The organism is Kribbella albertanoniae, assembly GCF_004348455.1.
Classification (GTDB): domain Bacteria; phylum Actinomycetota; class Actinomycetes; order Propionibacteriales; family Kribbellaceae; genus Kribbella; species Kribbella albertanoniae.
In genome coordinates this window covers 1-16,137 of sequence record NZ_SMKA01000229.1, presented here as the reverse complement: position 1 = coordinate 16,137, position 16,137 = coordinate 1, and the positions used below count along the sequence as shown (strand labels likewise).

At 68.4% G+C, this 16,137-nt stretch carries 10 protein-coding genes; 6 read left to right on the top strand and 4 right to left on the bottom strand.

Annotation, left to right across the window (positions count from 1 at the left end; translation table 11 throughout):
* Both E1261_RS34130 and E1261_RS34125 read right to left on the bottom strand, forming a co-directional pair.
* Nucleotides 1–864 (bottom strand): peptidylprolyl isomerase (locus E1261_RS34130; protein ID WP_132413824.1); only part of this gene is annotated, 864 nt, incomplete at its 3' end.
* Between the two features lie 12 nt (nt 865–876).
* Nucleotides 877–2,787 (bottom strand): CASTOR/POLLUX-related putative ion channel, encoded by a 1,911-nt coding sequence (locus E1261_RS34125; protein ID WP_132413823.1) that lies wholly within the window; start codon nt 2,785–2,787, stop codon nt 877–879.
* 212 nt (nt 2,788–2,999) lie between these two features.
* Here E1261_RS34125 and E1261_RS34120 point away from each other — a divergent pair, with 212 nt between their 5' ends.
* Together E1261_RS34120 and E1261_RS34115 are read left to right on the top strand one after the other, a co-directional pair.
* Complete coding sequence (locus E1261_RS34120; protein ID WP_132413822.1) at nt 3,000–3,689, top strand: hypothetical protein; 690 nt, start codon at nt 3,000–3,002, stop codon at nt 3,687–3,689.
* Between the two features lie 67 nt (nt 3,690–3,756).
* Nucleotides 3,757–4,143: a hypothetical protein gene (locus E1261_RS34115; protein WP_132413821.1), complete on the top strand. Its 387-nt coding sequence runs from the start codon at nt 3,757–3,759 to the stop codon at nt 4,141–4,143.
* Here the strand turns inward: E1261_RS34115 and E1261_RS34110 are convergent.
* Nucleotides 4,140–5,915, bottom strand: a complete 1,776-nt coding sequence (locus E1261_RS34110) for an acetyl/propionyl/methylcrotonyl-CoA carboxylase subunit alpha (protein ID WP_238176595.1) — start codon at nt 5,913–5,915, stop codon at nt 4,140–4,142. The two genes, E1261_RS34115 and E1261_RS34110, sit on opposite strands and share 4 nt — an antisense overlap.
* Before the next feature lie 222 nt (nt 5,916–6,137).
* Between E1261_RS34110 and E1261_RS34105 the strand changes: the two genes are divergently transcribed.
* The 3 genes from E1261_RS34105 to E1261_RS34095 are packed head-to-tail and all read left to right on the top strand — an operon-like array spanning nt 6,138 to nt 11,734.
* Nucleotides 6,138–7,064: an SMP-30/gluconolactonase/LRE family protein gene (locus E1261_RS34105; protein WP_202875271.1), complete on the top strand. Its 927-nt coding sequence runs from the start codon at nt 6,138–6,140 to the stop codon at nt 7,062–7,064.
* Nucleotides 7,057–9,408: an XRE family transcriptional regulator gene (locus E1261_RS34100; RefSeq protein WP_165952747.1), complete on the top strand. Its 2,352-nt coding sequence runs from the start codon at nt 7,057–7,059 to the stop codon at nt 9,406–9,408. The genes E1261_RS34105 and E1261_RS34100 overlap by 8 nt, the downstream gene beginning before the upstream one ends.
* The gene (locus E1261_RS34095) at nt 9,401–11,734 is read left to right on the top strand and encodes an XRE family transcriptional regulator (RefSeq protein ID WP_165952746.1); all 2,334 of its coding nucleotides are present in this window, start codon (nt 9,401–9,403) and stop codon (nt 11,732–11,734) included. Before E1261_RS34100 ends, E1261_RS34095 begins: the two co-directional genes overlap by 8 nt.
* A 67-nt stretch (nt 11,735–11,801) precedes the next feature.
* Here the strand turns inward: E1261_RS34095 and E1261_RS34090 are convergent, their stop codons facing one another.
* Nucleotides 11,802–13,238, bottom strand: a complete 1,437-nt coding sequence (locus tag E1261_RS34090; protein WP_132413818.1) for an Nramp family divalent metal transporter — start codon at nt 13,236–13,238, stop codon at nt 11,802–11,804.
* A 241-nt stretch (nt 13,239–13,479) separates the two neighbouring features.
* Here E1261_RS34090 and E1261_RS34085 point away from each other — a divergent pair.
* Nucleotides 13,480–16,137: glycosyltransferase (locus E1261_RS34085; RefSeq protein WP_132413817.1), on the top strand; the 2,658-nt coding region annotated here is incomplete at its 3' end.

Below are 16,137 nucleotides of genomic sequence, written 5' to 3'. Positions count from 1 at the left end.
GGCTGCGGCGGTTGCGGTGTTGATCTTGACGGGGGTGATGGGGGCTCCGTCGGTGGGGCCGTTCTGGGGCTTGACGCCGGCTTGGGCGACCTTGTCGATGAGTTTGAGGCTGGGCTCGTCGAGGGTGCCGAAGGCGGTGTACTGCGGGCCGAGACCGGAGGCGTCGCCGTACACGACGAAGAACTGGCTGCCGTTGGTGTTCGGGCCGGAGTTGGCCATGGCGAGGATGCCGCGACCGTACTTCAGGGTCGGGTAGACCTCGTCGGCGAAGCTGTAGCCGGGACCGCCGCTGCCGCTGCCGCTCGGGTCGCCGCACTGGAGGACTTGGAGGCCCTCACCGACGGTGAGCCGGTGGCAGGAGGTGTTGTCGAAGTACTTCTGGCCGACCAGGTTCAGGAAGCTCTTCACCGTGCAGGGGGCCAGGGCGCTGTCCAGGGTGACCTGGAGGTCGCCGATGGACGTGTTCAGGCTGACCTTCGACGTACCGGACGACTTGACCTTGCCGTCGGCCGGCGGGTCGACCTTCTTGCTGGCCGGCTCGGCGCCCTTCTTGTAGCTGCAGTCGACCTCGGCCGGCAGCGGCGCCGGCCGCTTCAGCGGCGCGGCCAGTGCGGTCGGGATGCTCTTCGGCTTGCCGTCCGGTCCGGCGTCGGCCGGCGCCGACGGCGTGTCCGAGGCCGCCGGGGTGTCGCTGCCCTTCGGACCGAAGATCACGAAGACTCCGACCAGGACTGCGACGACGGCCACCACAGCCGTGACCGTGACGGCCAGATTCCGCCGCTGCCTGGCCTGCTCAGCCTGCCGCTCGGCCTGCCGTTTGGCCTTCCGCGCCGCGAGCTGCTGCTCGTGGGTCCTCTTGGACATGCAAACCCTCCCTCACCGAGATGTCTGGAGGGAACTTACAGCGTCAACCTGAGAACTGTCTGTTAAACCACCTGAACTGTGATCAGCCAGTACGACGACCCGGTCGGCCGGACCGAGCGTCAAGGGCGCGTTCGGAGCCGGGTTCAGCACCACCCCGTACGCCGGCGCCCGGTGGAACTGCTCGTGCAGCCGGTACCCGATCGCGGTCTCCCCACGGCGTCGCGCAGCCTCGGCCAACGTCGCGAAATCGGCCGTCTGCCCGGGCAGCAGGTAGTCGGTCGCCGGGTTCAGGTAGATCTCGGCCCCGTCCGGGCTGAGCAGCTCGGCGAACACCCCGGCCACGTGCCGGTTCTCGGTCAGCTGGGTGAGCAGCAGACTGATCAGCTTCTCGCTGACCACGAAGTCGTCGGCCCGCGTGACCTGCGCGATCTCGCGGTTCGCCTCGTCGTTGATCTCGCTGACGATCGAGTACGGATCGCCGAGCCGCTGCCCGAGGTCCCGCAGGTGCAGCAGCGTCAGCAGGGTCCGCGCGTCGGCCTCCTGCTCACCACGTGCATCCGCCGACAGCACGATCACATGCTGATAGCTGCCCACGTCGAGCCCTTCCAGCTGCGCCCGGTTCGTCGGGTCGCAGTACGTCGTACCAACCGTGAGGTGGTCGTATTCGCCGAGCAGGACCTCGTCCGGGCCGGCCACCTGCAGGTGTGATCCCGGGGCGGCGAACTCGTCGAGCAGCGCGACGATCTTCGGGGCGCGCTTGTTCCAGCCGATCATCAGCGTGCGCGCAGGATCCGCCGTACGGCGAACTTCCGGAGCGATCGCTTCGGCGACGACCGGGAGTGGCGTGGGTGCCCGGTGGATCAGGCTGTCGTCGTCCGCGAGCAGGATCAGCTCGTCGGTCGCATCGATGATCCGAGCCTCGACCGGGTTGAGGTCGACCCGGCCGGTGGCGGTCCGGAGACCGACCAGGACACCGCGGTTGAAGCTCCGCGCGATGTCACCAAACGGTTGGTTGGCAGTGGTGGGATCGGATCGCAGGTAGAACTCGGTCCCCGCGAACGCGAGCAGATCGGTGCACACCGCAGACAGCCCCGACTGCCGGTGCGCCTGGACGATCAGTCGGACCGCGAGGTCGTCGGCGCCGACCAGCTGGGTCCGCGGACCACCGGCAAGCTGCGCCGCGGCGAGGTTGTCGGAATCGTTGACCGCGGCCACAACCTGCGGACCACCAGCGGTCCGATTGCCCAGAGCGAGCAGGATCTTGATCACCTGGATGTCGGCGTCCCCGGCCGGCGGCGGCAGCACCATCACCGACCGCGCCTCGGCCAGGTTGACCAGGTCCAGATCGGCCGGCCGCAACGGGTTCCCGGTCCGGCAGACGACGACCGTCCGCCCGAGGTCGCCGACGCGGGCGCGGAGTGCGTCCTCCATCTCGACCTTGTCCTTGTCGGCCAGGATCGCGATACACGAACGCCGCTTGCTGTGGTTGGCCTGCACCAGCTCGGTCACCACCGTGAACACCTGCTCGGACCACCCCAGTACGACGGTGTGCCCGCGCTCGACGACCTTCGACCGGCCCTTCCGCAGGTCGGCGATCTTGCCTTCCAGACCGGCGGTGAGCACGCCGATGAACGCACTCACCACGAAGATCCCGCCGACCGTGATCGCCAGCATCAGGAACATGAACACCGGACTCCCGGAGTCCCCGCTCACCGTCCCGGCATCGATCGCCCGCATCAACGTCAACCAGAAGACATCCGGCCACCCGCCGTGCTGCTGCACGTCATCCGGTACCAGCCAGATCACCAGCACCGAAACGATCAGCACCAGCAACGTCGACGCCAGCCCCAGCCACCCCACCAACGCCGGCGTCCCCCGGGACATCGTGCTGTCGAACCAATACCGAGCCCGCGCCCGCCACATACGCACTCCTCATCCTCACGTGAACCCGGTGACTATAAGCGGTGGTGGGTGGTGCGGACCGCCACGCCATCACAACTGCGGTTCCGCGGCGGATCCACGCGTGACTGGTGGTGATGCGAGCGATTGTGATGGCCTGGGCGTCCGCGTTCGGCGGTTGCGGTTGAGGTGTAGACCGGTATGCTGCGGCGATTCGTTCGAGCTGGGGAGGGTTCATGCGGGGTTGGGGATTGGTGCCGGCGGTCGGGATTGTTGCGGCTGGGCTGGTGGGGGTGCCGGGGACGGCGCAAGCTGCGCCTGCCGCGACGGCGCCGGTGTGCCGGTTCGGGGTGCCGGCCAAGTTGACGATCACTGCGCCGGACACGATGGTCGACTTCGGCTACGGAGCCGCTTGCCCGAAGACCATGGTCGATGCCACCTGGATGGGACGGGCAGAGGGCATCGACGGTTCGAGCTATACCGTGCACTGCACCTGGGGGAACCCGCCGTGCGGGTTTGTGGTCGACCTCTCCTATCCCGGTCACACCATGCACTGGATTCCGCAGGGCTACGGCAAGGATGCGAACGGGCGGAAGGTTGCCGAGTTGCGGTCGGCGACCTCGATCACGAAGTACGGCGCGGCGGTGAAGCTGACCGCGGGTCGGGTGGGGACGAAGACCACGTTGAGCGCGCGGCCGACGTACTACAGCGCCAAGACCAAGGGCTTCGTGCGGCACCACGGGCGCGTGCTCTTCCAGTCCAAGGATCCGGGTTCCTCGACCTGGAAGGACCTCGGCTACGTGGTGCCGAACTCCACCGGCGCCGCCGTCTACACGATCACCACCAACCGCAGCCGGGCGTATCGCGCGTACGTCGCGTCGTCGGCGACGGTTTGGTACGCCTACTCGGCCCCTGTCACCAAGTAGTGACCCTCTGGTGGGCATACTGGGTATCTAGATACTCGGTATGCACATCGATCTGAGGGAGAACGACATGAAGGTTCGGATGCTGGGGACGGCTCTGGGTGTGGTGGCGTTGGCTGGGGTTCCGGTGGCGGCGCAGGCGGCGCCGGTGCAAGCACAGACGACGCAGCCGTATCAGCACCTGGTGACGGTCGACAGCAACGGCTGGTCGACCGGGGGTACGTATGTCGCCACCGGTGGGGACATCAAGCTGAAGCTGACCACGCTGGAGAAGAGCACCAAGGTCTTCGTGGAGCGGTGTGAGGGTGCGGATCTGGGCGACGTCCAGACCTTCACCAAGGCGAAGCCGAGCCACACGCTGGCCACCGGCGTCGAGAAGGGCGAATGCTTCATCGTCCTGCTCTCGCCGGCGACCGGCAAGGGTGGCTACTTCGTCAAGGGATCTCTGGCCTACTAGTCCTTGATCTCGCAGAGGACGGCGCCGGCCGAGACGGTGGCGCCGACCTCTGCGGACAGGCCGGTCACGGTGCCGGCCTTGTGCGCGTTCAGCGGCTGCTCCATCTTCATTGCCTCGAGGACCACGATCAGGTCGCCCTCGGCGACGGTGGCGCCTTCCTCGACGGCCAGCTTCACGATCGTGCCCTGCATCGGGGAAGTCAGCGAGTCACCAGAGGCGGCTGCCTTGCCCGAACCGCCACTCCGGCGAGCCGGCTTCTTCTTCGAGGCGCCTGCCGCAGCGCCGCCGCCGACCGACACCCCGAACCCGGCCGGCAGTGCGACCTCGAGCCGCTTACCGCCGACCTCGACGACGACCTTCTCCCGCTCGGCATCCGAAGGCGCCTCCGCGGTCGGGCCGTCGTACGGCGTGAGCTGGTTGTCGAACTCGGTCTCGATCCACCGGGTGTGCACGGTGAACCCATCCTCGCCGACGAACGCCGGGTCCGACACGACCGTCGCGTGGAACGGGATCACGGTCGGCATGCCCTCGACGACGAACTCACGCAGTGCCCGCCGGGACCGCTCGAGCGCCTGAGTGCGGTCGTGACCGGTCACGATCAGCTTGGCGACCAGCGAGTCGAACGCGCCGGGCACGGTCTCACCCTCGTCGTACCCGCCGTCGATCCGGACGCCCGGACCGCTCGGGGGCTTCCAGCGGGTCAGGGTGCCGGGTGCGGGCAGGAAGCCGCGGCCGCCGTCCTCGGCGTTGATCCGGAACTCGATCGAGTGGCCGGTCACCACCGGGTCGTCGTACCCGAGCTCTTCACCGTTGGCGATCCGGAACATCTCGCGGACCAGGTCCAGTCCGGTGACCTCCTCGGAGACCGGGTGCTCGACCTGCAGCCGGGTGTTGACCTCGAGGAACGAGATCAGCCCGTCCTGGCCGACCAGGAACTCGCAGGTCCCGGCGCCGACGTACCCGGCCTCGCGCAGGATCGCCTTGGATGACGTATAGAGCGTCTCGAGTTGCGACGGGGTGAGGAACGGCGCGGGCGCCTCCTCGACCAGCTTCTGGTACCGGCGCTGCAGCGAGCAGTCCCGGGTGGAGACGACCACAACGTTGCCGTGGGCATCGGCCAGGCACTGGGTCTCGACGTGCCGCGGCTTGTCCAGGTAGCGCTCGACGAAGCACTCACCGCGGCCGAACGCGCTGACCGCCTCGCGGGTCGCGGACTCGAACAGCTCCGGGACCTCCTCCAGGGTGCGGGCGACCTTCATCCCCCGGCCGCCACCGCCGTACGCCGCTTTGATCGCGATCGGCAGGCCGAACTCCTGGGCGAACGCGACCACCTCGTCGGCGCCGGCCACCGGGTTCGGCGTACCGGGGACCTGCGGGGCGCCGACCTTCTCGGCGATGTGCCGGGCCTTCACCTTGTCGCCGAGGGAGTCGATCGCGGCCGGCGGCGGGCCGATCCAGATCAGCCCGGCGTCGATCACGGCCTGGGCGAACTCGGCGTTCTCGGCCAGGAAGCCGTACCCCGGGTGCACCGCGTCCGCGCCGGAGCGGGCCGCGAGGTCCAGGATCTTGGTGATGTTCAGGTAGGAGTCGGCCGGGGTCGACCCGTCCAGCGCGTACGCCTCGTCGGCCAGCCGGACGAACAGCGCGTCCCGGTCCTGGTCGGCGTACACGGCGACGCTGCCCAGGCCGGCGTCGGCCGCCGCCCGGACGACCCGGACCGCGATCTCGCCCCGGTTGGCGACCAGCACCTTGGTGATCTGCTTGTTCGACACAGCGTGACTCCCTTCAAGCCTGGGAGCCACTCTAGAGTCCAAACTCTGGGCCTGGGGGAGGTTGTTGGTCACAGTCGGCGGACCTGCGCCACTGACCAACCCCGTTCAGCGGCCCGAGTCGCCGCTGCGCTGAGCGTGGGCGGGCGTGTCGCGCGGAGGTTGGTCAGTGGTGGCGGTCCGCCCTAGGCTTCCGACGGAGCCTCGATCTGGGAGTGTGTGCGGATGACCATCCTCGAACCGTTGGCAGGGACCGTTCCGGCGGAGTGGGAGAAGTTCGACGACCGGTTCGACGGGATCCGGGGCGACCAGCACCTGGAGCGGCTGTGGACCGGCGGGCGGTGGGTCGAGGGCCCGGTGTACTCCCCGGCGGGGCGCTACCTGCTCTGGAGCGATATCCCGAACGACCGGATCCTGCGCTGGGACGAGACGTCGTACCAGGTTTCGGCCTTCCGGGCACCGGCCGGGAACACGAACGGTCACACCCTCGACCAGCAGGGCCGGCTTGTCAGCTGTGAGCACGGCAACCGGCGGGTGACGCGGACCGAGCACAACGGGCGGATCAGCGTGCTCGCCGACAACTACGAGGGACACCGGTTCAACAGCCCGAACGACGTCGTGGTCAAGCGCGACGGTTCGATCTGGTTCACCGATCCGTCGTACGGGATCTCCAGCGACTACGAGGGGTACAAAGGTGAGATCGAGACTGAGGGCTGCCATGTCTACCGCGTGTCGGCGGACGGTGGGCTGACCCGGGTCGCGGACGACTTCGATGGGCCGAACGGGATCGCGTTCTCGCCGGACGAGTCGCTGATCTACATCACCGACACCGAGCGTGCGCACATGCGCGTCTTCACCGTCGAGGGCGACCGGATCAGCGGTGGCGAGGTCTTCGCGGAGTGTGGGAACGGCGCGTTCGACGGCATCCGGATCGACACCGTCGGCCGGGTCTGGGCGTCGGCCGCGGACGGCGTGCACGTCTATCACCCGGACGGCACCCTGCTGGGCAAGCTGCTGGTCCCGGAGACCGTCTCCAACCTGACCTTCGGCGGCGCCAAGCGGAACCGCCTCTTCATCACCGCCACCACGTCCGTCTACTCCCTCTTCACCACGGTCAATGGCGCCGCCCAGCCGTATGACCCCCATGTCTGAGTTCGGCCCGGTACTGCGGAAGTTCCGCAAGACGGCCGGTTTGTCGCAGGAACGGCTCGCGGCGGTGGCCGGAGTGAGCGTCGAGGCCATCAAGACCCTGGAATCCGGTCGGCGCCGGCACCCCCGATCGGGCACGCTGAAACTCCTCGCGGACGGGCTCGGCTTGACCGAGACGCAGCGGTCGCAGTTACTCGCGGCCGGCGCCCGGACGAAGGCCCGGGTGACCATCCCGCGGGAGCTGCCGGATGACGTCTACTCCTTCGTGGGCCGCGAGGATCAGGTCGCCGAACTCGAGAAGACCTTCACCGCCCAGGAGCCGCGGCCCGGAGTCGTGGTGACGTCCGCCATCGGCGGGATGGGCGGTATCGGCAAGACCGCCCTAGCCATCCACCTGGCGCATCTGGTCGCCGATCGCTACCCGGACGGCCAGCTGTATCTGAACCTGGGCGGATTCGGGCCCGGCCGGCCGCTGACGGTGACGGAGGCGCTCGGCCGGTTGATGGACAGCCTCGGGGTTCAGGGGCCGGATGATCCCGGCGACTCCCACGAGGCCGCCGCCCGCTACCGGTCGGCGTTGGCCGGCCGTCGGGTCCTGGTGGTACTCGACAACGCCGCCGACGCGGCGCAGGTCGCGCCTTTGTTGCCGGGGGCATCGACCTGCGCGGTGCTGATCACCAGCCGCCGGACGCTGACCGCCCTGCCCGGCGTCGCGCACGTGCTGCTCGACGTCCTGCCGGACCAGGACGGTATCGAGATGCTGACCCGGATCGTCGACGACGACCGGATCGCGGCCGACCCGGTCAACGCACTGGCGATCGTCCGGTTGTGCGGTGGTCTTCCGCTCGCTCTGCATCTTGCGGGGGCCCGGCTCGCCGACGAGCCGTCCTGGGGCCTCGCCGACCTGGTCCACCGTTTGGAGACCAGCAGGAACCGGCTGGACGAACTCTCGACCACGGATCGCGACGTACGGGCAAGTATCGAGTTCTCCCTGGCCGCGGCGACCGACCGCGATACCGAGGCCGTCGAGGCGTTCAAGCTCCTCGGGCTTCATGAGGGCGACGAACTCAACGTACGCGTCGCCGCGGCTCTGCTCGACCTGCCCGTCGACGACGTGAGCCTTCGGCTGGAGCGCCTCGTCGACCTGTACCTGATCGAGTCCGTCGGCCCGCACCGCTACCGCATGCACGACTTGGTCCGCAGCTACGTCAAGGAAACGACCGCCGCGCTGACCGACGAACGAGCCCGCGAGGCCGCACAACTGCGAGTCCTCCAGCTGTGCCTCGCGATGGGCTGGCAGACCCGGATGACCCGATTCAGCGACGACCTGTCCGAAGCCTGGTACGACGCCAGCTGGACGACCGGGGCCGCGCAGTTCACCGTTGACGAGATCTTCGCGTGGTTCGACGAGGAGATCGAGGAAGTCATCAGCGCCGTACGGCGTGCTGCCGCCGGAGGCCCGCAGCAGCGCGCGATGCTGGCCCGGCTCGTCCTGGGTCTGCTGCCGTACTGCTATGTCCGGCGCCGGCACTCCGACGGGGTGCTCCTGGGCACCTTGGCGATTGGCGTCAAGGAATCGGCCGAGGAGCCGTTCGCCGCAGCCCTGCTGCCGTTCGAGGTCGCGCAACAGTGTGGATCGGCCGGCCAGCATGTGCGGGCGGTCGAGTACATGACCACCGCGCTGGCCGCACCCAAGATCCGCGCGTACGACCGGGCCTACATCGAAGCCGAGGTCTTCCTCGGCCACTACCTCGTGGAGCTCGGCCGGCTCGACGAAGCGATCGCCTCGGCCGGACGCGGGGTCGAGGTAGCGCTGCGCAGCGGCGATGAGGTCGCCGAGGCCGAGGGCCGGCTGATCCTCGGCCTAGCCGCCGGCAGACAAGGCCGAACCGCCGCGCAGGACCGCGAATTCGACCGTGCCGTCGAGGTGATCCGTCGGCTGGGCACAGCCCACGAACGCTACTGGCTGCTCTGCCTCGCCGGCCTGTCGTACTACGAAGCCGGCCGGCTCGACGAGTCCTCGGCGTACCTGGAAGAGGCCCGCGCAGCGGCGACCGAGGACGGCGACGAGTTCGCGGTCGCCGAGGCTCTCGAAGGCCTCGGCCGCGTCGAGTCGGCCCGCGGCCACCTAGACCTCGCCGAACAACACCTCCGAGCCTCCCTCCAAGTAGTCCAAGGAACCTGGCAAGCCGAAGCCCGCGTCCGCGAACGCCTCGGCCACGTCCTCCTGGCCGCCGCCCGCCCAGCCGAGGCCAACGCCCAATGGCGATCCGCTCTGGACCTCCTGGTGCGGCATGGGTCGCCGCAGGCAGATGAGGTTCGCAGATTGCTGGGACCCGATGTCTGAGCTCGGCCCGCTGCTGCGGGGGTTCCGCAAGGCGGCCGGTCTGACGCAGGAGCGGCTCGCGATGGAGTCCGGTGTCAGTGTCGAGGCCATCAAGTCTCTTGAGGCGGGCCGTCGTCGGCATCCCCGTTCGGACACGGTGAAGCTGCTGAGTGCTGGACTCGGGCTGAGCGATGCGGAGCAGGCCGACCTGCTGACTGCAGGTTCCAGGTCAGCAACGCGTGCCGGTACGCCGCGTCGGTTGCCGGACGATCTCGCCGATTTCAATGGACGCGAGCAGGAGGCGGCGCAGCTCGAGAAGATGTTCACCGCCGGGCCGGAGCAGCCCGGGGCTGTGGTGATCGCGGTGATCGCCGGGATGGGTGGTATCGGGAAGACTGCGCTGGCAACTCACGTCGCGCATCGGGTGGCTGATTGGTATCCAGGTGGTCAGCTGTATCTGAATCTACGGGGCTTCGGTCCTGGTGAGCCGATGCCGGTCGGTGAGGCGCTGGGTCGGTTGATGGACAGTCTGGGGCTGCAGGTTCCCGACGATCCGGGCGACGTTCACGAGGCGGCCGCGCGGTATCGGTCGGCCCTTGCCCGGCGCCGCGTGCTGGTGGTGCTGGACAACGCGGCCGATGCGGCCCAGGTGACTCCATTGTTGCCGGGGGCATCGACCTGCGCGGTGCTGATCACCAGTCGCCGGACGCTGATTACGCTGCCGGGTGCGACGCACCTGATGCTCGACGTGCTCCCCGATGAGGACGCCGTACGGATGCTGGGAACGGTGGTCGGCGACGACCGGGTCGCGAACGATCCGGTCAATGCGTTGTCGATCGTGCGGTCGTGCGGTGCTCTCCCGCTGGCGCTGCACATCGCCGGTGGCCGCCTCGCCGACGAACCGTCCTGGACCGTCGCCGACCTGAACGATCGGCTGGCGGACAGCCGGCACCGGCTCGGCGAGTTGTCGACCGGAGACCGCGATGTCCGGGCGAGCATCGAGTTCTCGCTGGCTGCTGCGCAAGGCGACGACACCGCCACCGTGGACACGTTCAAGCTGCTCGGCCTGCACGAGGGCGACGAACTCGACGTCCAGGTCGCCGCTGCGCTGCTCGACCTCGGAGTGGCTGAAGCCGAGCAGCACCTGGAACGCCTGGTCGACCTGCAACTCGTCGAGTCCCTCGGCCCACACCGCTATCGCCTGCACGACCTGATCCGCAACTACGTCCAGGAAACCACCGCCCGCCGTACCGACGCGGCGGCCCGCGAGGCTGCTCGTCTGCGGCTACTACGGCTCTACCTGGCGATGGCCTGGCGAAGCCGCGAGCGCTTCCAGACGCAGCAGACCACGGACTGGGGGGCCGCCGGCTGGACCGCGGCTGCGGGCAGGCTGTCGATGGACGAGATCTTCGCCTGGTTCGACACCGAGATCGATGAGATCGCGGCCGCTGTCCGGCGAGCTGCCGACGGATCGCCCGCCGAACAGGCGCTGGTCGCGAAGATCGTGCTCGGCCTGATCCCGTACTTCGGTATCCACCGTCGCCATTCCGAGGCCGTCGCGCTCGCGACCATCGCGCTGTCCACGGTCGGGACGGACCCGTTCGCGACCGCACTCGTGCCGTACTCGTTGGCTCAGCAGTGTGGTTCGGCCGGTCTGTACGAGCAGGCCATTGACTACATGACGGTTGCGCTGCAGGCGCCGAAGACGATCGAGTACGCCGACCAGCATGCCTGGGGGGAGATCCGCCTCGGCGAGTTCCTGATGGAGCTCGGCCGCCTCGACGAGGCCGCAGCCTCGGCCCGCAGCGGCGTTGCACGCGCTGTGCGCATCGGGGCGGAGCGCACCGAGGCCGCCGGCCGCTTGATCCTCGGCACGATCGCCGGTCGCCAAGGCCTGCCCGCCGTGCAGGATCGGGAGTTCGGGCGCGCCGTCGAAGTCGTCCGGCAGGTCGACCCACCAGCGGCGCACTACATCCTTCTGCACGTCGGCATCTCCTACCGCGACAGCGGTCACCTCCTGGAGGCCGCGGCCTACTTCGAGACGTGTCGTACGGCGGCCCTCGCCGTCGGCTATGACCACGCGGTCGCCGAAGCACTGGAAGGCCTCGGCCAGGTAGAGCTTGCCCGAGGCAACCTTTCTGCCGCCGAATCCCAGCTGCGCGCGGCCCTCGAGATCATCCAGGGGACCTGGCAGCCCGAAGCCCGCGTCCGCGAACTCCTCGGGCAGGTGCTCGCGGCGGCGAACCGCCGGACCGAAGCCGAAGCCGAGTGGGAACTCGCTCTGGATCTCCTGGTCCGGCACGGCTCTCATCGCGCGGACAAGGTACGGGGACTTCTGCATGACTGAGCGGGCTCGGGGAGACCGAGCCCGCTCAGCACCAGTGGTGGTTGGCGTTGGAGCCGTGCCGCAGGTGTCAGAGCTTCTTGAGTTGGTCGATGATGGTGAAGACGGCTAGGAAGCCGAAGGCCAGGAAGGCGAAGGCCAGGACGGCGGTGCGGACCGGGGTGATGCGGATGGCCTTGGGGAGGGCTCGGGAGTTCATGTACCAGAGCAGGCCGGAGTAGACGAACATCATGGTGCCGGCGGTGCAGGCCGAGATGACCAGCAGGACCAGGGGCTGGGTGAGGCCGGACAGGAGGACGATGATGCCGAAGGCAACCAGTCCCCAGACGAGGCCGAAGTACAGCTTGGACTCGGTGATCTTGGAGGTGCGCAGGTAGCGGGCCTTGATCATGTCGGCGGTCAGGCGGGAGGTGTAGTCGACGATGCCGGCCGCGGCGGCGAACAGGGAGAACGCGCCGATCGCCCAGAACAGGTAGCCGAACCAGCCGCCGACCAGGGTCTGCAGGGTGACGCCCTCGATCTTGAGGAAGCTGATGTTGTTCTTGACGGTGTCGTCGCCGAACAGGGTCGCGTGCGCGAGCATCGAGGTGAAGACGATGGTCGCCACGGTGATCGCGACGAAGGTCATGCCCTGCTCGATGTTGGCGAACTTCCACCAGCGCTTCCAGCGGGCCATGTTGACGTCGTCCGGGGGGAAGACGTAGCCGTTCGCGGTCGGGTCGGCCGTGGGTTCGCCGGTGATCGGTGAGGTCAGGCGCGGGACGTGCAGACCTTGGCCGAAGCCCTTGTCCCGGATCCAGTTGCTCTGGACGAGATTCTGCCCGCCACCTGCTCCGGCGTACGCGATCGCGCCCATCATCAGCGCGAAGCCGAGCTGCTCGACCGGGAACTCGGGGTGCGTGGCGGCGTCGCCGAGGGCGCTGTACGTCTTGGCGCGGATCGCGAAGATCAGCGCCAGTACGACGAGGAGTGCGACGGCCAGGATCTTGACGAAGATCAGCCGCTCGAGCATCACGTAGACGACCGGGGCGAACGTCAGGATCAGGCCGATCGCGAGCAGGATCCCGATCGCGATCCAGGCCGCGTCGCCGCCGCCGAACAGGTAGGTCAGCATCGTGGCCGAGCTGGTCGCCCAGCCGGGCCACATGTTCGCGAAGTAGGTCATGATCGCGAAGAACAGGCCCCAGTGTTTGCCGAACCTGTTGAAGCCGGTCAACGCTGTCTCACCAGTGGCCAGCGTGTACCGCTCGATCTCCATGTTCAGGAACCACTGGATCCCGACTCCGACCAGCGCGCCCCAGAGGAACACCAGCCCGACCTGGCTGGAGATGTAGGGCCACAGGATGAACTCTCCCGAAGCGAGCCCCACTCCCGCCCCGACCATCCCCGGTCCGATCACCTTCCAGGTCTTGGTCGGTGGTTCGGGCAGGTCCCGGACCTGTGGGGCGGGCAGGTTCTTGGTCGGCAACGCGAACTTGCCGTGGTCCGTCGTGGTGCTGTCAGCCATTCCGGGCTCCTCACATCCTCGACTCTTTCGGTGAGGTTAGCGGTTGCGGAGTGCCGAGAACCACTTCTCGGCCAAAAGCAACCACTCCGTGCCGGCGAAGCGTGTATGGAGGCAGACACAGTCACCAACCGGCCTGGCATCCGCCCCGATGCCGGGTTGTGCGACGTTGTGAGGGGCGGAAGACGACACCGTGGTGGGGAATACAGACAAGAGACCGGAAGACGAGGCGCCGGGGGCGGGGATGCCGGCGCGGCTCGATGCCGAAGCACGCCTGCTGATCGGGCCGGTCAACTTCGCCGGGCAGGCGACGCAGTGGGCCCGCGCGCTCGAGGGGCAGTCGCCGACGACGAAGGTGACCGCGTTCGCCTTTACCAACGGGGTTCTGGACTACCCGGTCGACTACAGGGTGTCGTGGACCACGTACCGGCGGCATCGACCGTGGCAACTGGAGTTCTACCACTACGTCGTACAGAACTACACGCACGTGCTGATCGAGGCAGGGCGGCCGATGTTCGGCGTGGTGCACGGTCCGGACTCCACGGGTGACCTTCTGCATCTGCTGGGCAAGGGCGTTCAGGTCGGGTTGCTTGCCCACGGCACCGACGTCCGCATCCCCAGTCGGCACGTCGAGACCGAGCGCTGGTCGCCGTTCCCCGATATGGAGGACACGACCGTCGAGGTGATGGAGCGGAAGGCCACTCGCACGGTCGAGCTGTTCACGTCGTACCCGGGTCCGGTCTTCGTCTCCACACCCGATCTGCTCGACTACGTGCCCAAGGCAATCTGGTGCCCGGTCGTGGTCGATGTCGATACCTGGCGTAGCGATGCGCCGGTGCTGGAGCGCAAGAAGCCGGTGGTGGCCCACGCGCCCAGCAAGGCAGCGATCAAGGGGTCCGATCTGATCGACCCGATCATGGTGGACCTGGACCGCCGCGGCCTCATCACGTATCGCCGGGTGCAGGGTGTCGACCCGTCGGAGATGCCGGCCGTGTACGGCGATGCGGACATCGTGATCGACCAGTTCCGGATCGGCAACTACGGGGTCGCCGCCTGCGAGGCGATGGCGGCCGGGCGGATCGTCGTGTCGTACGTGTCCGAGTCGGTGCGCGGCCGGGTGGTCGATGCGACCGGGCTCGAACTGCCGATCGTCGACGCGACACCGGACACGCTGGAGCAGGTCCTGCTGGACCTCATCGCGGATCGGGACCGCGGGCGCGCGATTGCTGCGCTCGGCCCGGCGTTCGTGGCGGAGGTTCATGACGGTCGCCGCTCCGGCCAGGCGATGACCGCGCTCGTCGAGCGGGCGAACGCCGTACCGGCTGATTGGAAGCCGCCGTGGGTACGGCGCAAGGTCGTGATGATGGCCGGGAACGACATCGTCATCGACGCCCGCGTGCTGAAGTACGCGCAGACGGTGGCGAACTGGGATCTCGACGTCACCTGTGTCGGGATCGCCGGGCGGCACCACCGGGGTTCCCGCGCGCTCGGCAAGGTGCAGGTGGTGGCGCCGCGGGTCCCGTCGAAGGCGACGCTGACGGGGTGGCGCAAGCGGTTGGCCAGCCTGAGGCCGTGGTTCAGTACCGAGGCCGAGTACACGTTGGCCAAGGGCCGCTGGCAGTACGCGACCCGCGAGTTGCGTGGCGACCGTGGTCGCGACAAGCGCGACAGCGAGCGTTCGGGCGCGGCTCGGCGGTCCCCTCTTGATCGGGTACGGCGGGCCGCGCGCTGGCGGTCGTTGCGACTCCACAGCGCTGTCCTCGACGCCCGTGCGTTCCTTGTCCGGCGCGCCAGTAGCAAGGCCGGGTTGGGGAACGGCAAACGACGTGCGCGGCGGATTGCTCTCCATCGGACCCTGCCGTCCGGGCGCTGGCGGAGCGTGCTGCCCGAGGTGGTCGATCAGGAGCTCACGCTCGGCCCGCTGCTCGACCGCATGCAGATGGAGCTCATCCACGTACATGACGTCTACATGCTGGGGATCGCTGCGCGTGCTGCGCATCGGGCGGCCCTGGATGGGCGGACCGTGAAGATCATCTACGACGCGCACGAGTACGTCCCGGGGGTGCCGAATGTGCCGCCGCGCCGGGTTGCGGCGTACAGCGATCTTGAGCGCGAGTTCCTCGGAGATGTCGACCGCATCATCACGGTGTCCGAGCCGCTGGCCGAGTGGCTGCAGCGCGATCACAAGCTGGCTGAGCGGCCTGACGTCGTACTGAATGCGCCGATCGAGCCGCCGGAGGACGCTGAGGTTCAAGGGCTGCGTCAGCAGTTGCAGCTGGCCGAGGATGTGCCGTTGCTGGTGTATCTCGGTGGTGTGCACCGGGCGCGCGGTGTCGGGACGATTGTCGAGGCGCTGCCGCAGTTGCCTGGTGTGCATTTGGCGGTCGTCGCGCGGCTCAACTCCTTCACCACCGAACTGCGCACCCGCGCTGCTGAATTGGGTGTCGGCGACCGTGTCCACGTCCTGCCGTTCGTCGACGCCGAACTCGTCCCGCTCTACGTCCGCTCCGCCACCATCGGCGTCAGCCCGCTGCTGCACGCGCCCAACCACGACATCGCCGTCACCAACAAGTTCTGCGAGTACATCGCGGCCGGCCTCCCCATCATCACCAGCGACACCCCAGCCCAGGCCGACCTGGTCACCGAGCTCGATCTAGGCGCGGTCTACCCAGCCGGCGATGTCGACGGCTTCGTCGCAGCAGTCGGCAAAGTCCTGGCCGACCGCGACCGCATCTCCCGCCGCATCACGACCGACCCCGAGCTCCAGCACCGCTTCTCCTGGGCCGCCCAAGCCGAGGTCCTGCGCTCCGTTTATGCAGACGTCCTCGGCGCCCTCCCCGACGCCGCGTACGCCCCCGGCGCCACCACCATCCGCCAACTGCTCCCGGGCCCGCCCGAGCTC